Annotated in this window: 23 protein-coding genes; 10 read left to right on the top strand and 13 right to left on the bottom strand. The window is 30.6% G+C overall.

The genetic code is table 11. The features are described from left to right. The 10 genes from ACHZDT_RS20440 to ACHZDT_RS20395 form a co-directional block, all read right to left on the bottom strand. On the bottom strand, window positions 1–296 hold a 296-nt coding region (locus tag ACHZDT_RS20440; RefSeq protein ID WP_394776551.1), incomplete at its 3' end, for an HD domain-containing protein. Window positions 297–361: 65 nt separating this feature from the next. Further along, complete coding sequence (locus ACHZDT_RS20435; RefSeq protein WP_394776550.1) at window positions 362–805, bottom strand: DoxX family protein; 444 nt, start codon at window positions 803–805, stop codon at window positions 362–364. Between the two features lie 80 nt (window positions 806–885). Continuing rightward, on the bottom strand, window positions 886–1,674 hold the full coding sequence (locus ACHZDT_RS20430; protein WP_394776549.1) for a TrmH family RNA methyltransferase: 789 nt from the start codon (window positions 1,672–1,674) through the stop codon (window positions 886–888). A 278-nt stretch (window positions 1,675–1,952) separates the two neighbouring features. Continuing rightward, window positions 1,953–3,038 (bottom strand): phosphoglyceromutase, encoded by a 1,086-nt coding sequence (locus ACHZDT_RS20425; RefSeq protein ID WP_394776548.1) that lies wholly within the window; start codon window positions 3,036–3,038, stop codon window positions 1,953–1,955. 133 nt (window positions 3,039–3,171) lie between these two features. Further along, window positions 3,172–4,503, bottom strand: a complete 1,332-nt coding sequence (locus ACHZDT_RS20420) for a DUF58 domain-containing protein (protein WP_394776547.1) — start codon at window positions 4,501–4,503, stop codon at window positions 3,172–3,174. A 117-nt stretch (window positions 4,504–4,620) separates the two neighbouring features. Further along, window positions 4,621–5,634, bottom strand: a complete 1,014-nt coding sequence (locus tag ACHZDT_RS20415; RefSeq protein WP_394776546.1) for an AAA family ATPase — start codon at window positions 5,632–5,634, stop codon at window positions 4,621–4,623. Window positions 5,635–5,759: 125 nt separating this feature from the next. Further along, window positions 5,760–6,962: a DUF4350 domain-containing protein gene (locus tag ACHZDT_RS20410; RefSeq protein ID WP_394776545.1), complete on the bottom strand. Its 1,203-nt coding sequence runs from the start codon at window positions 6,960–6,962 to the stop codon at window positions 5,760–5,762. Continuing rightward, window positions 6,955–7,728 carry a DUF4129 domain-containing protein gene (locus tag ACHZDT_RS20405; RefSeq protein ID WP_394776544.1) on the bottom strand — a complete coding sequence of 258 codons (774 nt, stop codon included), beginning with the start codon at window positions 7,726–7,728 and terminating at the stop codon, window positions 6,955–6,957. Before ACHZDT_RS20405 ends, ACHZDT_RS20410 begins: the two co-directional genes overlap by 8 nt. Continuing rightward, a complete protein-coding gene (locus ACHZDT_RS20400; RefSeq protein ID WP_394776543.1) occupies window positions 7,721–8,560 on the bottom strand; it encodes a hypothetical protein in 840 nt (279 codons plus the stop codon). The genes ACHZDT_RS20405 and ACHZDT_RS20400 overlap by 8 nt, the downstream gene beginning before the upstream one ends. 113 nt (window positions 8,561–8,673) lie before the next feature. Then, window positions 8,674–9,639, bottom strand: coding sequence for a stage II sporulation protein M (locus ACHZDT_RS20395; protein ID WP_394776542.1), 966 nt, complete (start codon window positions 9,637–9,639; stop codon window positions 8,674–8,676). A 20-nt stretch (window positions 9,640–9,659) separates the two neighbouring features. On the opposite strand from ACHZDT_RS20395, the gene ACHZDT_RS20390 reads away from it, so the two are divergent. The 7 genes from ACHZDT_RS20390 (at window position 9,660) to ACHZDT_RS20360 (ending at window position 17,564) form a co-directional block, all read left to right on the top strand. Continuing rightward, a complete protein-coding gene (locus tag ACHZDT_RS20390) occupies window positions 9,660–10,403 on the top strand; it encodes an RDD family protein (RefSeq protein WP_394776541.1) in 744 nt (247 codons plus the stop codon). A gap of 280 nt (window positions 10,404–10,683) precedes the next feature. Further along, window positions 10,684–11,286, top strand: coding sequence for a trimeric intracellular cation channel family protein (locus tag ACHZDT_RS20385; protein WP_394776540.1), 603 nt, complete (start codon window positions 10,684–10,686; stop codon window positions 11,284–11,286). A gap of 99 nt (window positions 11,287–11,385) precedes the next feature. Then, window positions 11,386–12,363, top strand: coding sequence for a GNAT family N-acetyltransferase (locus ACHZDT_RS20380; RefSeq protein WP_394776539.1), 978 nt, complete (start codon window positions 11,386–11,388; stop codon window positions 12,361–12,363). A 15-nt stretch (window positions 12,364–12,378) separates the two neighbouring features. After that, a complete protein-coding gene (locus ACHZDT_RS20375) occupies window positions 12,379–13,539 on the top strand; it encodes a DegT/DnrJ/EryC1/StrS family aminotransferase (RefSeq protein WP_394776538.1) in 1,161 nt (386 codons plus the stop codon). A 16-nt stretch (window positions 13,540–13,555) separates the two neighbouring features. After that, window positions 13,556–14,869, top strand: coding sequence for a CDP-glycerol glycerophosphotransferase family protein (locus tag ACHZDT_RS20370; protein ID WP_394776537.1), 1,314 nt, complete (start codon window positions 13,556–13,558; stop codon window positions 14,867–14,869). 92 nt (window positions 14,870–14,961) lie between these two features. After that, window positions 14,962–16,395: a lipopolysaccharide biosynthesis protein gene (locus ACHZDT_RS20365; protein WP_394776536.1), complete on the top strand. Its 1,434-nt coding sequence runs from the start codon at window positions 14,962–14,964 to the stop codon at window positions 16,393–16,395. Window positions 16,396–16,562: 167 nt separating this feature from the next. Then, window positions 16,563–17,564 (top strand): hypothetical protein, encoded by a 1,002-nt coding sequence (locus ACHZDT_RS20360; RefSeq protein WP_394776535.1) that lies wholly within the window; start codon window positions 16,563–16,565, stop codon window positions 17,562–17,564. A 46-nt stretch (window positions 17,565–17,610) separates the two neighbouring features. On the opposite strand, the gene ACHZDT_RS20355 is transcribed toward ACHZDT_RS20360, so the two are convergent. Continuing rightward, window positions 17,611–18,750 carry a glycosyltransferase gene (locus ACHZDT_RS20355; protein WP_394776534.1) on the bottom strand — a complete coding sequence of 380 codons (1,140 nt, stop codon included), beginning with the start codon at window positions 18,748–18,750 and terminating at the stop codon, window positions 17,611–17,613. 104 nt (window positions 18,751–18,854) lie between these two features. On the opposite strand from ACHZDT_RS20355, the gene ACHZDT_RS20350 reads away from it, so the two are divergent. Next, window positions 18,855–19,958 carry a glycosyltransferase gene (locus ACHZDT_RS20350; protein ID WP_394776533.1) on the top strand — a complete coding sequence of 368 codons (1,104 nt, stop codon included), beginning with the start codon at window positions 18,855–18,857 and terminating at the stop codon, window positions 19,956–19,958. Between the two features lie 4 nt (window positions 19,959–19,962). Further along, window positions 19,963–20,361, top strand: a complete 399-nt coding sequence (locus ACHZDT_RS20345) for a sugar 3,4-ketoisomerase (protein ID WP_394776532.1) — start codon at window positions 19,963–19,965, stop codon at window positions 20,359–20,361. Here the strand turns inward: ACHZDT_RS20345 and ACHZDT_RS20340 are convergent. Together ACHZDT_RS20340 and ACHZDT_RS20335 are read right to left on the bottom strand one after the other, a co-directional pair. Then, on the bottom strand, window positions 20,348–21,283 hold the full coding sequence (locus ACHZDT_RS20340) for a glycosyltransferase family 2 protein (RefSeq protein WP_394776531.1): 936 nt from the start codon (window positions 21,281–21,283) through the stop codon (window positions 20,348–20,350). The two genes, ACHZDT_RS20345 and ACHZDT_RS20340, sit on opposite strands and share 14 nt — an antisense overlap. 2 nt (window positions 21,284–21,285) lie before the next feature. Further along, window positions 21,286–22,173 (bottom strand): glycosyltransferase family 2 protein, encoded by an 888-nt coding sequence (locus ACHZDT_RS20335; RefSeq protein WP_394776530.1) that lies wholly within the window; start codon window positions 22,171–22,173, stop codon window positions 21,286–21,288. A gap of 107 nt (window positions 22,174–22,280) precedes the next feature. On the opposite strand from ACHZDT_RS20335, the gene ACHZDT_RS20330 reads away from it, so the two are divergent. Beyond that, window positions 22,281–22,568 carry a hypothetical protein gene (locus ACHZDT_RS20330; RefSeq protein ID WP_394776529.1) on the top strand — a complete coding sequence of 96 codons (288 nt, stop codon included), beginning with the start codon at window positions 22,281–22,283 and terminating at the stop codon, window positions 22,566–22,568. Window positions 22,569–22,650: the final 82 nt, after the last annotated feature.

Below are 22,650 nucleotides of genomic sequence, written 5' to 3'. Positions count from 1 at the left end.
ATATCTTCGACCGTTATTGGAGTATCTTCGACAACATCATGCATCAAAGCGGCAGCAATAGATGTTGCTCCCAAACCTATTTCTGACGCAACAATTTTTGCAACAGCAATAGGATGAAAAATGTATGCTTCGCCTGATTTGCGACGCTGGTCTTTATGGGCATCAACGGCTACGTCAAAAGCTTTTCGAATCAGTTTTTTATCTTCGGGAGTTAAGGTTTGATAACTAATGCGAAGTAATTCTTTGTATTCTTGGGCAATTGCTTTGTTTTCTTTTTCTATATCAATCTCCATCATAATCTTTGTAGTTCAATTTCTAAAAGCAAGGATAAGTAATTAGTAGTGTAATTAGAATATTTAATTTAGGACTTTAAAAATTTACTATCCAAACTGTATTTACCTGATCCTGTAAAAAACAAGGCTAAATAAATAATAAAATAAACAAAAGCAGTATTAAACTCATACCCATTATCTCCAGAATTTAGTATTGTAAACTGTGCAATTGATACTATTATAAAGCCCATACAAATTAATAATGGTATTAATGCTAGTCGGGTAAACAAACCAATTAATACTAACAAACTGCAAAATAATTCAGCGAAAACTGTTAATGCCAAAGGAACTTTTCCTGTAAATCCTATAAAATTTACGTTTTTTTGCCAGAAATCTGAAGCAGCCATTTCTTCAAAATGAGTTAGCTTTTCGTAGCCATAAAAAGCCATTAATAAGCCAATAATTATTCTAATAAGTAGTAACCCAAAATCTAAATTGATGGGCTGATTTGAATTTAATGCTAATTTTTTCATGTTGATTGGGTTTAAATGATTTTAAAATGGTTTATCCAAATTTACTATTTTAAATACGATAATAAAATATTTTTTTAAGCTCAAAACCCTCTTTGTCTTTTGGCTTCAAAAATTAAAATTGCTGCTGCAACCGAAACATTCATGCTGTCGATTTCGCCTTGCATTGGGATTATAATATTCTGGGTTGCGGCATCGCGCCAATCCTGCGTAAGTCCCGTCGCTTCTGTACCAACAACTAAAGCGGTTGGAGTTGTAAAATCCTGAGTGTGGTATGAAGTTGAATTTTGTAAAGTCGCGCAGTAAAAATTGATCTTTTTTGCTTGTAAAAAAGCAATAATTTCAGCCGTTGTTCCTGTTGCAATTTGGTTCGTAAACAAACAGCCAACGCTTGATCGCACAATATTTGGGTTGTACAAATCACTTTTTGGGTTGGCGATTAATACAGCGTCAAGATTTGCGGCATCTGCGGTACGTAAAAGCGCACCAATATTTCCTGGTTTTTCAGGCGCTTCGGCAACTAAAATCAACGGATTATCAGATAATTTTAAATCAGATAATGACATCGATTTTGTTTTGGCTATAGCCAAAATTCCTTCAGTTGTATCGCGATATGCTAGTTTTTGGTAAACTTCTTTATTGATTTCGATTAATTCAGCTGGAGAATTTACCAGTTTATTGATCTGATTTTCAGTAACCAATTCAGGTAAAAATAAAACCGTTTCAATTTCATAACCGCCTTTTATGGCTAATGAAATTTCGCGTAAGCCTTCAATCAAAAATGTTCCGGTTTGTTTTCTGGCTTTTGCTTTTTCCTGCAGTAAAACAAGCGATTTTATATACGGATTTTGGATTGAAGTAATTTGTTTCATTTTTTTAAAGGGACTAAGGTTCTGAGGCGCTAAGGTACTGAGTTTTTTTTAAAATAGGGGCAGAGGTTCAGAGTTGCAGAGGTTTTTTTCTGAAAGGTTTTAAGCAATACGATAAAAAGGTTGCCACGAATTTTACGAATTTTCACGAATTTTTTTTTCATAAACTTTGAGAGAAGTGTAGCCACAGATTAAGGGATTAAAATGATTTTTAATCTGTAAAAATCATTTTAAATCTGTGGCAAAAAAGAATAATTTGTGAAATTCGTGGCAAAAAACTCTTATTTCTGAAACACTTCCGGAATTTCGTCTGCAACGGGATGAGAAGTTGTAAATGTAAAACCCATTATTTTAGCAATTGTTTGTGCTACTTGTTTTTGATACAATTGCGATACGGTTTTGATTTCGCCTTTTGGTGCAATTTCAGGCCCCATTGCAGCAAACCAAATTTGTGATGAGTCTTCAATACCAGAGCCATGACCCGTCCATTCTTTCTTTTTTTTGTCTCCGCGACCGTGATCAACCGTGATTATTAAAGTCGTTTTGTTTTTATATTGCGGATCATTTTGTACAAAATCCCAGATTTCCTTAATCCATTTATCTACCTGATTTGCAGCGTCAAGATAATATCTGTATTTTCCGGCGTGCGCCCATTCGTCCGTTTCTCCGTAAGCGATATAAAGCACTATTGGTTTGTTTGTTTTTAGTTCGTCAACAGCTTCATAATGAGTAAAAACATCCAGACATTCATCTTCATGAAAAGGCTTAAATGAATTATTGCGCATTTCATTTAATAGTTTTTGAATTTCGGTAGGACGATTTCCGCCAATACTGTCAAAAGCCGAAATTACAGGAAAACCACTTCTTTTTTCGTTTAAAATTCGGTCAAAAGCATCCCAGGCACCAAACGCATTCACTTTTCCCATTAGATTATGCTGGTGGTTCAAAAATTCCAAAACATTGATATTCGGATTTTCTTTGTGTTTGTTTGAATCGATATCACGATCAACATTCCCGGTCATCATTTCGCTATATCCCGGATAACTAATCATGTAAGGATTTGAAACATCCATTTTATTGCCTAAATCGCGATTGCCATAAATTTGACCTTTTGATGCAATTTCCGACCATAAAAAAGGCATTATTTTTTCACGGGATTTTTGAGCATCAGAATTTCCGTAATTTTTATAAATATAACTTCTTTCGTCCTGATTGAATTTTTTATTATCGGCAATTTCAGGATCAACCCCTTTAAAAACTTCCTGCCATCTTAAACCATCTGTCGTTATTATGATAATATTTTCTGTTTTTTGTGCCTGAGACAAAAAGCTTGTAAAAAGTACCGTAAGTAAAATTAATTTTTTCATTTTTTTGAGTTAGAAAGGTTCAAAGAAAAAAGGTTCAAAGTGGCAAAGCAACAAAGGTTCAAAGATTTTTGTACTATTTTTAGTTGATCGTAAGAACTTGATGTTTTAATAATATTCACAAAAAAATACACATCTACAAAATCCCTCTTGCCTTAATTTCTAAATATTTATTAATTGCATCCAAAGTCAGATTTTCCGGTTGTGTTAAAACCGAATGTATTCCGTATTTCTTGAGTTCGTTTGCGATTAAGCGTTTTTCGAACATGAATTTTTCGGCAATTACTTTATCGTAAATTTCCTGAATAGTGTCAGTTTTTCTGTTGATAATTGCATTCAGTTCCGTATTGCTAAAGAAAACAACAACTAATAAATGGCTTTTTGCAATTCCTTTTAAATAAGGTAATTGACGGTTTAAACCGTCCATTGTTTCAAAATTAGTATACAGGATAATCAAACTTCTCTGATTGATGTTTTTCTTGATATCAACATACAAACGGCTATAATCACTTTCGAAAAAATCAGTTTTGATGTTGTATAATGTTTCGAGGATTTTTTGCATTTGCGAAGCTCTTTTTTCCGCAAAAACTCTGTTTTCTACTTTTTTAGAGAACGCAAAAACGCCTGCTTTATCTTGTTTTTTCAAAATTACATTGGATAAAACCAAAGTCGAATTTATAGCATAATCCAGCAAACTCAATCCGTCAAAAGGCATTTGCATGACGCGGCCTTTATCTATCGCCATATAAACCGATTGTGATTTTTCGTCTTGAAACTGGTTGACCATCAATGCATTTTTCTTTGCTGTGGCTTTCCAGTTTAAAGTTCTTAAATCATCGCCCTGAACATATTCCTTAATTTGTTCAAATTCCATTGTGTGACCAATTCGGCGGATTTTTTTGATTCCGTATTGATGAAGGTTATTCGAAAAAGCCAATAAATCGTATTTCCTTAACTGAATATACGACGGATATGTGGGAACCATTTTATTTTTATCGAAAGAAAATCTTCTTGAAATTAATTTTAAAGGCGAAGAAACATAGATATTCAGCGCTCCAAAATTATATTCGCCACGTTCTGTCGGGCGCAATTCATATCCAAATTCCTTATGTTCTGATGCTTTAATAGTCTTCGAAATTTTGAAATCACGTACCTGAAACTGAAACGGAATTTCATCTATAATTTTAATTGAAATTTTAAAAGTATAATGGTTTTTTACAGCAACGGTTATGGGATTTAGATCACCGTTCGAAAGTTTTTCCGGAGTAATTCTTTCGGCTTCAATTCCTGTTTTAGTCAGATATAAAACTAAAATATCTAGTCCTGAAAAAGTGACTAAAATCAAAACTATAAACCAAACGGCATTGTATAAATTAGGAAAAATAAAAGCGCAGACAAACAATCCTATAATGCCTAAAAGCACATAGAAAAAGAAGTTATTGAGGTAAAGGCTTTTTATGAATTTCACGGGTTTTTGTTTAAATTTTCCGGTTCTCCTGCAAGGTTTTCAAAACCTTGTAGGTGTTCTTTGCATTGGAGAGAATTTATACCTGCAAGGTTTTGAAAACCTTGCAGGAACTAAAAACTATCTTGGAATCTCTACGGTTTCTATAATTTGTTTGATGATTTCAGAGCTTGTAATTCCTTCCATTTCACGTTCAGGCGCAACGATAACGCGGTGTTGTAAAACGGGAATTGCGGCTTCTTTAATATCTTCCGGAGTAACAAAATCACGTCCGCGAATTGCGGCGAAACCTTTTGATGCATTCAAAATTGCGATTGACGCGCGGGGAGAAGCACCAAGATATAAAAAGGCATTTTCACGCGTGTTTACTACAATTCTTGCAATATATTCCAATAGATTTTGTTCAACCCTGATTTGTTTTACCAAACCCTGATATTCTTTAATTTGTGATGCAGAAAGTATGGTTTTTATCGCTTCTAATTTTCCGTGATCCTGCAATAAATGCTCTCTTTGAATAATTAAAATCTCTTCGTTTAATTTAGGATAATCGATTGTGATTTTGAATAAAAAACGGTCTAATTGTGCTTCCGGCAAACGATATGTTCCTTCCTGCTCAATTGGATTTTGTGTTGCAATAACTAAAAACGGAGTTTCAAGCTGATAAGCAGATCCGTCAATGGTTATCTGACGTTCTTCCATAACTTCAAAAAGTGCTGCCTGAGTTTTTGCCGGCGCACGATTGATCTCATCAATTAAAATTAAATTAGAAAAAATAGGTCCTTTTTTAAACTCAAATTCGGAGTTTTTCAGATTAAAGATCGAAGTTCCTAAAATATCCGATGGCATTAAATCCGGCGTAAACTGAATTCGGCTAAAGCCAATACTCAACGTTTTAGATAATAATTTAGCGGTAATTGTTTTGGCAACTCCGGGAACGCCTTCAAGCAAAACGTGACCATTTGATAAAATTGCGACCAAAAGCTGATCGATCATTTTATGCTGTCCCACGATGACAGTTTCAATTTCTTTTTTGATGCTGTTTACGTGTTCTAAAAGTGGTCCCAGATTAATTCTGGTTTCAAAATTCACATTTTCGTTTGTGATTTCTGTTTCTGGGGTATTAATATCGTCCATATTTGGTATGTTTTTCTTTTAAATTTAATTTTTTTATTCATCATCTTGTCATTTCGACGCAGGAGAAATCACATAATCTGAATCACGTGATGTGATTTCTCCTGCGTCGAAACGACACGGTATTTCTAATGTAAAATCTTTTCTATTGCATTATTAATCCGGATTAAATCTTCTTCAAGACTTCCGTGGTAACTATTTCGGTGTTCGTTAATTAAAAATATAAGAGCCTGAATATCTGTTTGATTTTTTCCTGTTTTATGCTGCAATTTTTGAATAAATGCATCATCTAATTTCGTGGTATCGATTAAATAATCAGTTCTGATTTTTTCTAAAAAGTAAATGATTTTTTTATCGATAATATTTTTATGATCGCCTTCCTGATAATATAAGTTTCCAATTGTTTTTGTAAAATCAACCGTTGAATTTTGCAATGGTTTGATTATTGGTACAATACGTTGTTTTCGTTTGGCGTTGAAAATCATAAAAATCAACATTCCGATTAAAAAGAAATACCACGCCCATTTTAATCCCGACTGACTCATAATATACCGCAAGGATGATTGTGATAAATCATCTTTTTGTTTGGTGTACCAAAAAATATCGCCTTTTGGCAAATACGATAAAACACTTTCGGCATATTGATAATGATTTGCTTTTAGCAAATTATAATTCGTAAAGGCCACAGGTTGCGTATGTAAATAAAAAAATCCTTGTCGATACGGAACCTTTACATAGTCAATATGTTTTTTTGGGTTTGATTTTGTGCCCTGATATCCCAGAACGGTTGTGTTTAAAGTGTCAATTTTCGAAAAATAATATTCTGATTGTTGTGAGAATGTATATTTTTTAGGATTCGTTTTTTTATTGGCAAGTTCTACAACGGTATTATTTGCGTTCAGGAAATCAGAACTTATTTCGACTTTTAAAGTATCTAATAAATATTGCGGAAAGGTTTTCATGCTTAAAAAAGCATTATTTCCGTGTGATACAAAATAGAAAATCTCTTTAATAGATTGTTCATCAATTGTATTATTTTCGGATATATTAATAAAGTTTCCTTTTATTTTATAGTTTTCTACAAGCGTATCTTCATCATATTTTGAATTTAAAAATTCATAAGGCGTTACTGTTGAAATTCTTTCAACTTTATGATTTTTAAAAAATCCATCGATTTCCTTATCAAAAACATATAATCCGTATGGGATTTTGTCATTGACAGAATAAGTTGGCTGCCAGTCAATTGGCTTTGGCTGATCGCGATCTATTAATAGAATTACACCTAAAATAAAAACCAGAACAGCAATGTAAATTTTGATGCTTTTATCCATTACTAAAGGTTTTTATGGCATTCTTAAATCGGTTTTCGGCTTTTATAAACGAGGTTTCATCAATTTCAAATTCTCCGTACCAGATATAATTGTACAAATAAGATAAATAGGTAAAATCCTCTTTATGATTTGGGTTTTGAAGTTCGTATAAATAATCAGAATTGGTTTTTTCAATATCCCATTCAATATAATGATTTTGCGCCATTACCTTTAATAACCAAAGATAATAGTAGCGAACGGCGATTCTTTTTTCGCCAGACTGAATACTTTCTTTAATCATTTTTTCGAAATCTAAAAGATGTATATTCTTTTCAATATCCGAATAATTGATGTTTCTTTTCTTTGAGTTTTTTCCAAAAATCCATTGTCCTTCCTTATTAATTATAGCTTTTGCAATTAAATAAATCACAAATACAATTATTAAAATGGCAATAGCTCTTAAAAAAAGTTGGATAAAATCTACAGAACTTTGTGCGCTTTGATCTCTAAAAATGCTTCTGTAAATATAAGCGAGCCATTCTATAAAACGTTGCCAAAAACTTTTTTCGGGCGCTTTTTGTTCATATACAAAATCAGAGTCGGTATATTTTTTCTTGAAATTTTTAGAAAAAGTTTTTGCTTCAACAGTTTCTGAATCAACTTGAATATCTTTTTCGGTATATTTTATTGAATTTATTTTTGGAGGTTCGGCTGTAGCCAAAGAATCCTGCGCACGCGAGATACCAGAGAAAATCAGAAACGATAAAATGAGGAGAACTTTATTCATTATTGTTCCCTATTAAATCAATTTCAGCAGCTGAAATTTTATGATCTGCACCTAAACTGTAATATATAATTCCCTGATTAATGACTAAGATATTATTGAAAATAGTACTGATTACAAGTATTAAAACAAAGATTAATGTTATGCCGATGAGTAAAATAGGCGAAGCAGCATCAAATGATTGATTATCAAAATTAGGATTTATTAATGCTGTACCAATAACTAAAAATATTCCAATAAAGTAAATAAACATTGTTATTGATGCCTGAACCATTTGGATAATGACCATTGCTAAAAAAGTGGCGCCGATGCTTGTCCAGAAATTGTCTTTTAATAAAAGATACGCATTATTTAAGGATTGAAAAAAGCTTTTTTCTTCGGTTAAATAGATATAAAAACTAAAATGAATCCAGGTAAACAGCGTTGGAATTGCAAGTATTAATAACGGAATCCCAATTAAAACAAAACAAAGGAAAAACAATATAATTATGGTAATAAAAAGTACCGGAAATATGATGAATATAACTCCTATTGTGAATTTAAATAATTTCCAAATGCTTTGTTTAAAAGCTGATAAGATATCTTTTGTGGTAAAATTGTTTGTGTTTTTTTGCGCTATCAGTTTGAGGTATAAAACCGGATAAGAGGCATTAAATAGCGATACAATCAGGATTATAAGCATTGAAATGGTGATAAAGCCAATCAATGCGGGATCATTATCATTAAAATAATTTAAGATAGAATCTGGTTCTGTCTGGTCTAGATTATTACGGACTAATGATTGAAAATTAAGTTTTAAAAACCAATATACTAATGCGCCAACCACAAGTAGCATACTTGCATTTATGAGAAAAAAAGTTTTGAAAAAGTGTTTTCCATAACTTTTAAAAAAGGTAAATGTGTCTACTAAATAGTCGCCGAGTTCTCGTTTTTTGAAAAGTTCAAACATTATAATGAATTTATTTTTTTGTGAACAATGAATGGATAGACTAAATAATAAAATGAAATTATTGATAATGTAAACAGGATAATAAAACTACTCAGCCAATTAGGCATATCAACGGAATATCGTGTAATAAAACCTTCCAGAAATCCAGCACTTATGGTGAATGGAAAGGTACTAAGAAATATCTTAAAACTGTTTTTGAAACCTATTTTAAGTGAATTTACTCGTGAATATGTTTTAGGAAAAAGAATTGAAGCACCTAAAATAAATCCTGCTGCGGATTCAATTACAATGGCAAAAATTTCCATAGAACCGTGAATCCAGATGCCGCGAACGCTTTTCCAGAAAACATTCTGATCATAAAAAAAGTATTGAAATGCGCCCAACATCAATGAGTTTTGCAGGAATATGTAAAACGTTCCAAGTCCGCCAAATATGCCGTAAATGTAGCATCTTGCACCAACGTACAGGTTGTTCATGGTGATGCCAATAAAACTTCCCCAGTTGCTTCCGGAACCGTAAACCGCCATTGGATCTCCTTTTTTGATATTATCCAAAGTCATGTTTACATAACTGTTGCCCAATATTAACCGAACAAAATTTTGATCGTATATTGCCGAAATTACGCCCATTGCAAGGGTTAAAAAGAATAAAATAAAGGCATACAGCAAATATCTCCTGTATTCATAAAGGAGTAATGGAACTTCGGTTTTAAAGAATTCTATTAATCTGTTTTGTTCGGTTCGCTTGGTTTTGTAAATCTTTTGGTAAATCTGTGAAGCAAGATGATTTAAATAAACAACGATCTTACTTTTGGGATAATACGTTTGTGCGTACGACAAGTCATTCATCATTTGAATGTACAAATTTGCTAACTCATCAGGATTTTTTTTAGCTTTACCAAAAATAGCGAGCTCAAACTCCAGCCATTTTTCTTTATTTTGTTTTATGAAGGCGACTTCTCTCATTATAGGCTAAAATATAAAATATGTCAGAATTATCTATTAATACAACACAAAATGTTAAAATAAATTTTATTGCGGCTTCAGCAGGTGAACGAATAGGATCTTATTTTATCGATCTGGCTATCAAACTAGCTTATGTGACGGTGATTTCTCTTGTTTTTTTTTATTGGTTAAATTTCGATAAATTATTTCAGAAAATAGACGATTGGTCAAAAATTGCGATCGTTTTGGTTATTTATTTTCCGTTTTTTATTTATTCCCTTACTTTAGAAAGTATTTTTGAAGGTCAGACTATCGGGAAAAAATTAGTAAAAATAAAAGTGGTAAAAATAGATGGTTATCAAGCAGGATTTGGCGATTACTTAATGCGTTGGTTTTTTAGATTAATTGACATTACACTTCTGTACGGCATTGTTGCTCTTGTAAGTGTGGTTTCAAGCAAAAAAGCACAACGATTAGGCGATATGGTGGCAGGAACTGCGGTGATTACTTTGAAAAATAAAATCAATATCAGTCATACTATTCTGGAGGAAATAGGCGATGCTTATGTGCCAACTTATCCTTTAGTGATTAAATTATCTGATAATGATATGCGTATTATTAAGGAAACTTTTCAAAATGCGGCAGCAAAAAATGATTATGAGGTTATTTTAAAATTAGTGACTAAAATTGAAAGTGTTACGGGAATTAAAAACCAATCCGGAAATAGCAGCGACTTTTTAAGAGTGGTTTTAAAAGACTACAATTTTTACACTCAAAATATGTAAATTGTCTTAAAATAAAATATTTATTGTGTAATTTTTTATGAAATCCTTTGCTTTTTTCTTTAAAAGCAAAGATGAAAGAATTTCGAAAAACTATAATATTAAAAGTTATCCGATACGGTTTTAATTTCACCAAAACATAAAATTAAATTCATTGAAGCAATTAAAAAAATTAATCCTCAAGTAGAATAGATACAAAGGTTCAAAAAACGAGATAATTAATTCGGTTTTTGAACCTTTCAAACTTTGTACCTCTGTACCTTTGCAACTTAAAAAAGTAAGAATGTTTCATTTATTAGATCTTATCGGTACGATGGCTTTTGCGATGTCCGGCGCTTTAACAGCAATGCATAAAAAACTAGATCCGTTTGGTGTTTTTATCATTGCATTTGTTACGGCGGTTGGCGGCGGAACGCTACGTGATGTTTTAATAGGCAGAACTCCAGTAGGTTGGATGCAGGATTTGCAATATGTTTATGTGATTATTTTAGGTTTTGGACTTGCGATTCTTTTCCGTAAAAAGTTTGACAGGTTAAGAACGTCCTTGTTTTTATTTGATACAATTGGGTTGGGCGTTTTTACTTTAATAGGTCTTGAAAAAGGAATCATGATAGGTTTGCATCCCGTAATTTGCATTGCTTTAGGAACTATGACGGCTTGTTTTGGCGGTGTGACCCGTGATATTTTGTGTACCGAAATTCCAACAATATTTAGAAGGGAAATTTATGCTACGATTTGTATTTTTGGCGGCATTGTATTTTTTGCACTGAAAAAACTGAATCTAAATGATGATGTTTTATATTTATTAACTTCTGTTGTTATTATCAGCGTCAGGTTATTGGCGGTAAAATTCAAATGGTATTTACCTGCATTTGAACACAAGTAAAATTTTTAAACGATATTAGCCACAGATTTCAATGATTAAAAGATTTTTTAGGCTAAAATTATTTAATCATAGAAATCATTAAAATCTGTGGCAGAAAAAATGACAAAGTACACCGTAAAAAAATACGATCAAGACGATTACAAAATTTGGAATGAGTTTATAACTCAGACAAAAAATGCTACGTTTTTATTTCATCGTGATTTTATGGAATATCATAAAGATCGTTTTGAAGATTTTTCGCTTTTAGTATTTGAAGATCAGAAGTTAATAAGCGTTTTACCGGCTAATATTCTTGGAGATTTTATTTATTCACATCAGGGATTAACTTACGGAGGTTTGGTTTATAAAGAGCAAACAAAACTGACGCAGGTTATTCAAATTTTTCAGGTAGTTTTGCTTTTTCTGAATGAGAATAAATTCGAAAAATTACATTATAAAGCGCTTCCTTCTATTTATCATATAAAACCAGCTGAAGAAATTTTGTACAGTTTGTTTTTAACCGATGCAAAATTAGTGCGTCGGGATTCACTTTCTGTAATCGATTTATCTCAGGAAAATGTCACGTCAAAAATCAGAAAAAGAGGTTATCAGAAAGCAATTTCGAATCAATTAGAAATTAGGGAAGAAACTGATTTTGAATCTTTTTGGAACGAAGTTTTGATTCCGAATTTAGATAAAAAACATCAGGCAAAACCCGTACATTCGGTAGAAGAAATAAATTATTTAAAATCTCATTTCCCTAAAAATATTCATCAGTTTAATGTGTATCACTACGATAAAATTGTTGCCGGAACTACTGTTTTTGAAACCGAAACGGTGGCACATTGCCAATACATTTCAAAAAGTGAAAATCAGGAAAATTTAGGAAGTTTAGATTATTTATACCACTATCTAATTCAGGAAAGATTTACCAAAAAGAAATTTTTCGATTTCGGCATTTCAAATGAAAATCAAGGAAAAAATCTCAATGAAGGATTATCATACTGGAAAGAGAGTTTTGGCGCAAGTACGATAATTCATGATTATTACGAAGTTGAAACTTCAAATTATAATAAGTTAAATGGTATTTTTGTTTAAATTTTAAAAAGTAAAATGATACCATTTCTAGATCTTAAAAAAATAAATGAGCCTTATGAAACTGCTTTTCAGGAAAAACTGAAATTGGTTTTAAATAATGGCTGGTACATTTTAGGCAAAGAAGTAGAAACATTTGAAAAGGCTTTCGCCGAATATTGTAATGCTCAATATTGTATAGGAGTAGGGAATGGTTTTGATGCTTTGGTGCTGATTTTTAAAGGATATATTGAGTTGGGAAAACTCAAAAAAGGCGATGAAGTTATTGTTCCTGCAAACACTTATATTGCAAGTATTTTAGCTATTCTACAAGCCGATTTAATCCCGGTTTTGGTCGAGCCAAAATTAGAAACATATAATATAAATCCGGATTTAATTCAGGAGAAAATCACCTCAAAAACAAAAGCGATTTTAGCCGTTCATTTATACGGGCAATTGGCTGAAATGGATAAAATCAACGAAATTGCAAGTCAAAATAATTTACTGATTATTGAAGATGCTGCACAATCGCATGGAGCTTTTGAAAATTTTAATCCCGATAGCTATCAGGACCAATTTCCAAACAACACGCATGTTTCTCTGAGCGGAGTCGAAGAGTCTTTTGGCGCGGTTGCTTACAGTTTTTATCCCGGAAAAAATCTGGGAGCTTTAGGCGATGGCGGCGCGATAACTACCCACGATTCAGAATTAGCAAAAGTGCTTTTTTCTCTTCGGAATTATGGTTCAGAAAAAAAATATTACAATGAATTTATTGGCGTAAATTCAAGATTAGATGAAATTCAGGCAGCTTTTTTGAACGTCAAATTACCCAATTTAAATGCTGATAATGATAAACGCAGAGCGATTGCAAAACGTTATTTATCTGAAATTAAAAATGATAAAATAATTCTTCCACTTTGGGATTTGTCCAATAATCATGTTTTTCATTTGTTTGTTATCAGAACTTCAAATAGAGAAGATTTACAAGAGTATTTGTCTCAAAATAATATTCAGACAGTGATTCATTATCCGGTTCCTCCACACAAACAAAAGGCTTTTCCTCCCGAAACTTCGGGATGGAATAATTTATTTTTTCCTATCACGGAGAAAATTCATAATGAGGTTTTGAGTTTGCCTATGAGCCCGGTTTTGACAGCTGAAGAAGTTGGTTTTGTTATTGATGTTTTAAATAGGTATTAATTTTAATTTAGTAATAATGACAAAATTAAAATTATTCATTAAGAAATATGTACCTGGAATAGTATGGATCTCACTTATCAGGATTTATAATTTAACAAATTTGCGTGCTTTATATAATTTATATCTAATCAAAAAAGCGCCTAAACGACATCAAAAAGCACTTGAAATTGTCAGGCGAAAAGACAAAGTAAAAGTTGCTTTCTTTTTAATTCATGAATCGGTTTGGAAATATGATGTTCTTTTTGATTTAATGTTGCAGCATCCAAGGTTTGAACCTCAAATATTTATTTGTCCAGCTGTTAATTTTGGTATGGAAAACATGTTGTTTGAAATGAATAAGTCATTTGAAACATTTACTAAAAAAGGTTATAATGTTATTAGAACATATGATAATAATACAGGAGAATATTTAGATGTTAAAAAAACTTTTTTTCCGGATATTGTATTTTTTACAAATCCGTATGAAGGTTTACAGGATTACAGATATTATATAAAACAGTTTTCCAGAACGTTAACTTGCTATGTTCCTTATGCTATTATGATGGTCAATTATGACTTTACTTATAATTTACATTTTCACAATCTTATTTGGAAAATTTTTTGTGAAACTCCTTTTCACAAGGAAATGTCAGTTCAAAAGCAAAAGAATAAAGGACAAAATAATATTGTAACAGGTTACCCTGGATTTGACAAGCTGTTAATTAATAGAAAGCCAAATAATGATATTTGGAAGAATAAAAATTCTCCATTAAAAAAAATTATATGGGCGCCACATCATTCGATGACCGATTATAATAAAGTGTCAAATTTTTTAGAATATTATAATGTTTTTCTGGAATTGGCAGATAATTACAGAGATCAAATACAATTTGCATTTAAACCGCATCACTTACTAAGGGTTAAGTTAGAAAATGAATATTGGGGAAAAGAAAAGACGGATATTTATTATAACAAATGGGAAAATCTCACGAATGGGCAATGTGAAAATGGAGAGTACATAGATCTTTTTTTAACGTCAGATGCATTAATTCACGATTGTGGATCTTTTATGGCTGAATATCTCATTACAGGAAAACCATCTCTTTTTATGATTAGAAATGAATCTGTTATGCAATATTGGAATACATTTGGGAATAAAGCTATAGAATCTCATTATCAATCCAGAAACAAAAAACAATTAATTGATTTTATCGAAAATGTAGTGTTAAATGAAAATGATTGGATGAAAACAGAACGCAATAATTTTGTGCAAAACATACTGATTCCAAAAAACAAGTTAACTGCATCTGAGAATATATTGGATTATTTAGGAAATGAAATCTTTCAATAATCTATGGTTGTTTTAATTTGGATCTTAAGATGAGTAGATTTAGTATAATTGGATTGAGGAAGTTTATTATTAAATAAGTTTAATTTTTATAAATGCGAAATACCTCTTTAAAGTCCACCGCAATAAAAGGAGTTGTCTGGTCGGCAGTTGATAGATTTGCTGTTCAGTTTGGACAATTTGTTGTGGGAATTGTGCTTGCCCGAATTTTGCTCCCGGAAGATTTTGGTTTAGTAGGGATGTTGACCATTTTTATTGCCTTGTCACAAACTTTTATTGAAAGTGGATTAGGAACAGGCTTAATTCAACGTCAAGAAAGGGAAGAAGTTGACTTTTCGACTTTATTTGTATTCAATTTAGCTGTTAGTAGTTTTTTTTATTTACTCTTATTTTTTTCAGCGCCATTTATTTCTTCTTTTTTTGAGCAGCCTCAATTAATAGATTTAACCAGGATCTTAGGTTTGATTCTATTTTTAAATGCTTTTGCAATAGTTCAAAGAACGAAACTAACAATTGCGATTGATTTCAAATCTATTGCAAAAAGCAATGTAATAGGTATGATCACTGGTGGATTTTGTGGTGTAATAGCGGCTATAAATGGATATGGAGTCTGGTCGTTGATTATTCAAATGCTTATTGGATCTTTTGCTTCATCTGTATCTTTATGGTTTTTGAGTCATTGGATGCCTTCAATTGCATTTTCAAAAAAATCATTCAGATTATTATTTAGATATGGCTCAAAATTGCTAATTGCTGGGTTGTATGCACAAATCTTAAATAACGTATATAATATCTGTTTAGGGAAATTTTATACAACTGCTTCATTAGGTTATTATACCAGAGCAAAAAGTTTTGCAGATATCTCAGCAGGTACAATTGTAAGCATTTTACAGCAATCGACATTTCCAATCCTGACATCTGTACAGCATGATAAGGAGAAATTAATTTCCATTTATAGTAGACTAATTCGTATGTCGGCTTTTTTGATTATTCCCATTATGTCTCTGATTGCTTTGTTGGCTAAACCAATTGTTATACTATTGCTTACAGAAAAATGGGCTTCTTTAATTCCACTTTTACAATGGATTGTTTTCTCTCGAATTTTTCTTCCTTTGAGTGTTATCAATATGAATTTATTAAATGCAATTGGGCGTTCTGATTTGTACTTAAAAGTTGATTTGTCTAAATTACCTCTAACTATTATAGCTATGATAATAACAATTCCGTTAGGAGTAAAAGCGATTATAATTGGTCATGTTGTTACATCAGCACTTTCATTTATTATTAATGCATATCTCCCGGGCAAGCTTTACGGATATGGTCCTATTAAGCAATTAAAAGATATGTTCCCTTTTTGTTTTGCCACAATAATGATGGCAATTATAGTATTTATTATGACTTGTTTTATAGATAATCTTGTATTACAATTGTTTTTTGGAGTAATACTTGGGCCAATAGTTTATGTATTTCTTTCTTGGTTATTGAAGTTAGAGGAATTAAATGAAGTTTGGACGTTATTTTTGAAGTAGGCAAAAGATAAATCGCTTGGATGAAAGCAAAGTTTTTTTTTGTAATTATAAATGGTTATTATTTTTTGTTGTTAATAAATTTCTGAATAATTTATAAATATGTTTTTTGTAATGTTTTTCTTTAAGTTAAATTTGATCAAATTAATTTAACACTTATAAAAAATAGAATGATAAAAATTACCAAGAAAACGTATTCAATACTTTGTTTTTTAGTAGTATTGGCTGTAGATGCACAAATTAGTACAAGTACTGGGGGAGCTTCAAGTGTACTGGCAAATATTCCAGCTTCAAATACTAATGTTGGTATAGGAACAAATAATCCTGTATCAAAATTAGAAGTTATAGGTGCTGTTAAGGCTTATGCTGAGGAATTCACAAGAGAATTACCAAATGGTTCAACCTTTGTTGATTGGAGGGATAGAAATAATTATTCTAGAGTTTTAAATTTAGGAACTGTTAGGGACCCCTCAGAAGGTGGTAGATTGATGTGTTTTTATGACTTTCCTCAATCAAATGTAATTAATCTGACCAAATCATCTTTTTATTTATCAATTGATGATAGGAGTAATCATACAAGATTTGGTGTAGGTGCAGAAACAGGAGGTAATGGTTTTCTTTCACTTATGGATAAAAATCAAATAGATTATTTCAAAGTATTTGATGATGGTAGTGATAATTTTTCAGTTGTTTTGCCTAAAACAAACTCAAGAATAATAATAGGAGGATTTGCTGATTATGCCAATAGTTTGGGACATAAATTATTTGTTCAAAATGGGAGTGCTAAAATTGAAGGCAATATATTGACAGATTCTAATATTGGTATTGGAACTTCAAATTTTACTGATGGCGCAGATACATATAGACTTTCCGTAAAAGGAAAAATAAGAGCCGAAGAAGTAAAAGTTTATAATACTTGGGCTGATTATGTTTTTAGCCCAGATTACACATTACCTAGTTTAAAACAAGTTGAAAGCTATATTAAAAAAAATGGACACTTACCAAATGTACCATCAGCAAAAGAGATTACTAAAAGCGGACTTGAACTTGGAGAGATGACAAAAATCCAGCAAGAAAAAATTGAAGAGCTAACATTATATTTAATTCAGCAAAATAAAGAAATTGAGGAATTAAAGATTCAAGTAAAAGAATTATTGATGCAAAAAAAGTAATTAAGTCTTAATAAAGAAGTTGAAAGGAGAGGAATTTACTCTCCTTTTAATTTTGATTCCAAACATTAAGATATTCCTGGGCTATTTTAATATAATTATGTTCCTTTTCAACAAAACTCCTCGCACGTTTACCAATTGCTATAATTTCTTCAGGGTTTTCAATTAAAAACGATAATTCATTAACTAAATAATCTACATCTGGAATTGCGTTTATGCAAACTCGTTCTGTTAATTTGTAGTATTCTGTAAATTCGGTTTCTGCTCCTGTAAAAACCACTTTTTCTTTTGCCATGGCTTCTAGCGCATTATATCCCTGATCGTAGGTAAATGCCTGATCTAATAAAATATGAGATTTATTATATAAGTTTATATATTCTGCATAAGGAACGTTTTGCGTTTTAATTATCTCTACTTTATTTGGATATTTAACTTCAATTTGTTTCAAAGCTTTTTCAAAATAATTTATTCCTTTTTGATAATAAGAGTATTGATTTATTCCTAGAAAAATAATTATTTTTTCTTCAATAATTTGTTCGTGAAAAACTAATTTCTCATAATTTATAGGATACGGAATTAGCTTTGTAAATTTAGAATGTGTTTTATTTGCTTCTATATAATCAAGATCTGTAACAATTACTCCATTGCAATTTTTAAAAATAAAATCATGTATTTTTTTGTAATTGGCAGATAAATATTCAGGAATATATTCATAATATTTACCAAGTTCTGTATTTTGTAAATAAGGCTGCAATAAAGATTTTTTGTCCTTATTTGATAAGTCATATTTTAGTGTTTGGTAATCTACTCCACATGATAAAACAAAAACCTTCTTATTGTTGCTGAAGATTTTTTTTATCAGATAAAGTTCAAATCTTTTAGTTGTTTTTATAGGTCGTTCATTAATGAACTGAACAACATCATAATCTTTAAATTTACTTAATAAAAAATAAAATCTCAATCCATGTTCTAAATTTGCTATGTCAAAATTTGATAGTTTATAAATAGCTTGCCGAATGTAATTGACAAATTTTAATCTGCAAAAAGTGTAATCAATCGAGTAATCTGTTGGAAAATTTCTGAAGCCATTACTGTAAGAAACAATTTTAGGATCATGCCCAAGCTTTATTAATCCTTCTTTTAATGAATTATGCAGACGACTGTATTCACCAACAAGTAAAATTTTCATGTTTTTTAAGGGTTAAAGCTTTTGAATGATTGGATACTTTAAAGAAGTTTTTGTTACGAATTAATATTGTAATTTCGGCGTAAATTTAGGTATTCAATAATAATATGCAAGCTAAAAAACACAAAATTGCTTTAGTAGGCTATAGATTAAATAAAGGAGGATTAGAAAAAGTAATGTCTTCTTTATCTGTTTATTTTGGTGAATTAGGTATTGATGTTCATAACATTGTTTTTGTTGATGATATAGGTTATCCATATTCTGGAACTTTAGTAAACATTGGAAAGATGAAGCTTGGTCAAAGAAATTTTTTCCGAAAACTAAATTTGTTTTTGTTTTTTAATAAATACATAAAAGAGAATGAATTTGATTTTGTTATCGATTTCAGATATCGCGTAAAACCTTTGCAGGAATTAATTTTCTCTAAATTTATTTATAGCGCGAAAACAATTTATACGGTTCATAACTCCCATTTACAAACTTATTTGCCAAATTCCAGATTTTTAACGAGACAAATTTGCAAAGGAAAACATAGTGTTGTTTCTGTTTCAAATGGAATCAAAATGTTAGTCGATGAAAAATTTAAACTTCAGAATAGTGTTTTGATCTATAATCCTGTTGATTTGGATAAAATAAAAACAATGGCTATTGATCAAATCGATATTAATTCGCCCTATATCATATCTGCCGGAAGGTTTGATGCTAATAATGTGAAGCAATTTGATAAACTAATAATAGCTTATTCTAAATCTATTTTACCTCAGAAGGGCATTTCACTTGTGTTATTGGGAGATGGAGATCTGATGGATGTTTATAAAGAGATAGCGAATAGAACTGAATTTACCGATAAAATTTATTTTTTAGGATTTAAAGGCAATCCGTATAAATATTTTAAAAATGCATTATTCTTAGTTTTATGCAGCAAATATGAAGGATTTGGAATGACTTTAATAGAAGCACTTGCTTGCGAAACACCTGTTATTTCTTTTGATTGTGTTTCAGGTCCAAATGAAATTATTACGGATCAGGAAAATGGTCTTTTGGTTGAAAATCAAAATTTTGGATCGCTTGTCAAAGCAATGAATTTATTTGTGGAAAATACCGTTTTATATAATCAATGTAAAAATAATTCCCTAAAAAGTATAGAGCATTTTTCAATTAAAAAAATAGGGAAGCAATGGCAGAATGTAATGGGAATTAATATATATTAGTCAAATGAATATACAACTTATAGCTATTCCTAAAATAGAAGAAAGAAGAGGAAATCTCTCTGTAATAGAAAATGATACCGTTCCTTTTGATATAAAAAGAGTGTATTACCTTTATGATGTCCCTAGTGGTGCAGAACGTGGTGGACATGCACATAAAGATCTGCAACAATTTTTGATAGCTTTAAGCGGGAGTTTTGATGTAGTTTTGAAAGATGGAAAAGAAGAACAAATTATTACATTAAATAAACCTTATGAAGGATTATTGATTAATCCCGGGATTTGGAGAGAGCTTCAAAATTTTTCTTCAGGCTCAGTGTGCTTAGTAGTTGCATCCGATGTCTATATCGAAGAAGATTATATAAGGGATTTTAATGAATTTCTAAATTATTCTAATCATAAATAGAGAAATCCATTCCCACTTTTTTTAGTAAATTTTTCATTTTTAAAAATAATCTTAAAAAAAATGGAGGTAGCTTTAATAAAAAATGAATCTTTAAACTGATGTTTTGTTTTTCGACATCTTTGAGATAAAAAGCGCTTTTATTTTTAAATCCAAATGTATAATAACGTAAGGCGTATTCAATTCGATACAAATCGAGGAATTTTTTTAGGGATGGATTTAGTTGTTCAGATATTTTAAATTGCTCGAAATCCATTAAGCTCATCGAACTAATATTTTTCTTGGCAAGACTATCGGGAATATCATTATTATAAATAGCTGTGATTGTATTGGTAATAGCAACGGGATATTTTATTCCAATTTTAGTCCACAACTCTAAGTCCTGACCATTTGATATATCTGGCGTAAATCCTGTAAAATTTTCTAAAATTTCTTTCGGTATTGCCAGACATGAAGTCCATGTAATTCTAAATGGTCTGTTAGAAAAAAAATAATCTGATACAATCCCTTTAAATGTAGTATCTATTCCATAATAAGTCGGAATTTGAAAGTAATTTTTTGCTGTTTTAATTTTATGTCTCGAGCAATATATTCCGCAATTTGGGAAATGATGATATAAATTGGCTAATTCTTCTAAATGATTTGGATACCAATAATCATCAGCATCAAGAAAAGCAATAAGGTTTCCTTTTGATTTTTCTATTCCAAGATTTCTTGCCACAGAAACTCCTTGATTTTTCTGATTGAATATTTGAATTCTTTTATCATTAAATCTTCGTACTACAGCTTCACTTTCATCTGTAGATTCGTCATTAATTATTATAATTTCATAATCTGTAAAGTTTTGGCTGAGAACACTGTTTAGAGTGTCTTCAATATAAAGGGCTTTATTATATAAGGGAATAACAACAGAAAAAAAGACCATAACTAATTGTTTTTTAAATCACTATAGAAACCTAATTTGTAAAAATCCAATAAATATAATTTTGGATTTCCTGATGTTAGATTAGTAAGAACTTGTTTTTTTGTTTTTCTGTAAATTGTTTTTACAATCCAAACCAGATAAAAAGATTTTAAAATTGCATACGCCTTACTTAATTTTACGTCTTTAGAATCAATTTTTTGTGACTGAACTAAATAGTGTAAATTGTTTACGGCTCTTTCAGCTTTTTTAATAAAGTCAATGCTTTCTTCATTATTATGATGAATTAAGAAATTTTCTATGTGAATTATTGGGACGGAATTTAAACGTAAATTTTTTATAAAAATAAAATCTTCATATCCATATTCAGTTACAAATTCTGGAAATGGAAATTTTAAAATAATCTCTTTTTTTAAAAGTAAATTCCAGGTAAAAACAAAATCATAATTGTTTTTAAACCTGTGGTTTATAGATTTGGTTTCTCTATTTATTCCGTATTTCCAACGTAGTAATTTTTTTATTGAAGGTGGAGTTTCAGGATATTTAACGCCGCCAAAAATTACTTTGGTTGATTTTGATATTAATTCTATGAAGTTTTTAAGATAAAATTCATTCTCTGGCATAGAATCAGCTTCCATAATCAAAACATATTCGTATTTTGAGTTATGGCATAATAAATTAATATTTCTCCCTCTGCCTAAATTTTTTGTATTGATAGAAAAATTGCAGTTTGATAATGAATTTATCTTAGTGTTTTCAGGAATAAAGTTTCCACTGAAATCATCCTGCACAATGATTTCATATTCAATTTTTAAATAATCGGCTTGCTGTTTAAGCTCTGAAACAAGCGGAAAAACATTATAATTGTAAACCGGGACAAGGATAGAAAGCATTACACGTTTTTTTTTGAATATATTTGTAAAGGAAATGTTTTTATTGAACAATTTCTTGTGTTACTATAATTGATTCCAAATTTCTTTAAAATATATAAAAAGTCAAAATGAATTTAAGATCTGTTTATTATTCTATTTCACCAAAATCAAGATTTTTAGTTAGAAAGATATATTATTTTCCTGTTGATTTTTTAAATGCTATTATCAAACCAAAAAATAAAAATGTTCCTAATAAAGGAGATATTTTTATTGGCGGAGGAGATTTTTCTGAACAAGGAAATCATCTTTTTAGCATCTTAAAACAATATGCTTCTTTAAAGCCGGAACATGCTGTTCTTGATGTTGGTTGTGGTATTGGGAGAGTTGCTGTTCCTTTGACTGGATATTCTGGATAAAGTGAGCACCTAATTCTGGATAAAAGTGAGCAGTATAAATGAACTCAAAAAGGTGTCTAAAAAGTAGTTTAAAAATATAAAA

The sequence above is a fragment of the Flavobacterium sp. genome, assembly GCF_043722275.1.
GTDB lineage: Bacteria > Bacteroidota > Bacteroidia > Flavobacteriales > Flavobacteriaceae > Flavobacterium.
This window is presented reverse-complemented; position numbering and strand designations above follow the sequence as displayed.

Excerpts from the sequence above, each read along its gene's own strand:
- ACHZDT_RS20380 (WP_394776539.1), top strand. The coding sequence starts at position 11,386 with ATGACAAAGTACACCGTAAAAAAATACGATCAAGACGATTACAAAATT.
- ACHZDT_RS20335 (WP_394776530.1), bottom strand. The coding sequence starts at position 22,173 with ATGCTTTCTATCCTTGTCCCGGTTTACAATTATAATGTTTTTCCGCTT.
- ACHZDT_RS20340 (WP_394776531.1), bottom strand. The coding sequence starts at position 21,283 with ATGGTCTTTTTTTCTGTTGTTATTCCCTTATATAATAAAGCCCTTTAT.
- ACHZDT_RS20430 (WP_394776549.1), bottom strand. The coding sequence starts at position 1,674 with ATGAAACAAATTACTTCAATCCAAAATCCGTATATAAAATCGCTTGTT.
- ACHZDT_RS20365 (WP_394776536.1), top strand. The coding sequence starts at position 14,962 with ATGCGAAATACCTCTTTAAAGTCCACCGCAATAAAAGGAGTTGTCTGG.
- ACHZDT_RS20410 (WP_394776545.1), bottom strand. The coding sequence starts at position 6,962 with ATGGATAAAAGCATCAAAATTTACATTGCTGTTCTGGTTTTTATTTTA.
- ACHZDT_RS20415 (WP_394776546.1), bottom strand. The coding sequence starts at position 5,634 with ATGGACGATATTAATACCCCAGAAACAGAAATCACAAACGAAAATGTG.
- ACHZDT_RS20425 (WP_394776548.1), bottom strand. The coding sequence starts at position 3,038 with ATGAAAAAATTAATTTTACTTACGGTACTTTTTACAAGCTTTTTGTCT.
- ACHZDT_RS20350 (WP_394776533.1), top strand. The coding sequence starts at position 18,855 with ATGCAAGCTAAAAAACACAAAATTGCTTTAGTAGGCTATAGATTAAAT.
- ACHZDT_RS20330 (WP_394776529.1), top strand. The coding sequence starts at position 22,281 with ATGAATTTAAGATCTGTTTATTATTCTATTTCACCAAAATCAAGATTT.
- ACHZDT_RS20390 (WP_394776541.1), top strand. The coding sequence starts at position 9,660 with ATGTCAGAATTATCTATTAATACAACACAAAATGTTAAAATAAATTTT.
- ACHZDT_RS20355 (WP_394776534.1), bottom strand. The coding sequence starts at position 18,750 with ATGAAAATTTTACTTGTTGGTGAATACAGTCGTCTGCATAATTCATTA.
- ACHZDT_RS20385 (WP_394776540.1), top strand. The coding sequence starts at position 10,684 with ATGTTTCATTTATTAGATCTTATCGGTACGATGGCTTTTGCGATGTCC.
- ACHZDT_RS20370 (WP_394776537.1), top strand. The coding sequence starts at position 13,556 with ATGACAAAATTAAAATTATTCATTAAGAAATATGTACCTGGAATAGTA.
- ACHZDT_RS20400 (WP_394776543.1), bottom strand. The coding sequence starts at position 8,560 with ATGCTACTTGTGGTTGGCGCATTAGTATATTGGTTTTTAAAACTTAAT.
- ACHZDT_RS20360 (WP_394776535.1), top strand. The coding sequence starts at position 16,563 with ATGATAAAAATTACCAAGAAAACGTATTCAATACTTTGTTTTTTAGTA.
- ACHZDT_RS20345 (WP_394776532.1), top strand. The coding sequence starts at position 19,963 with ATGAATATACAACTTATAGCTATTCCTAAAATAGAAGAAAGAAGAGGA.
- ACHZDT_RS20375 (WP_394776538.1), top strand. The coding sequence starts at position 12,379 with ATGATACCATTTCTAGATCTTAAAAAAATAAATGAGCCTTATGAAACT.
- ACHZDT_RS20435 (WP_394776550.1), bottom strand. The coding sequence starts at position 805 with ATGAAAAAATTAGCATTAAATTCAAATCAGCCCATCAATTTAGATTTT.
- ACHZDT_RS20405 (WP_394776544.1), bottom strand. The coding sequence starts at position 7,728 with ATGAATAAAGTTCTCCTCATTTTATCGTTTCTGATTTTCTCTGGTATC.
- ACHZDT_RS20395 (WP_394776542.1), bottom strand. The coding sequence starts at position 9,639 with ATGAGAGAAGTCGCCTTCATAAAACAAAATAAAGAAAAATGGCTGGAG.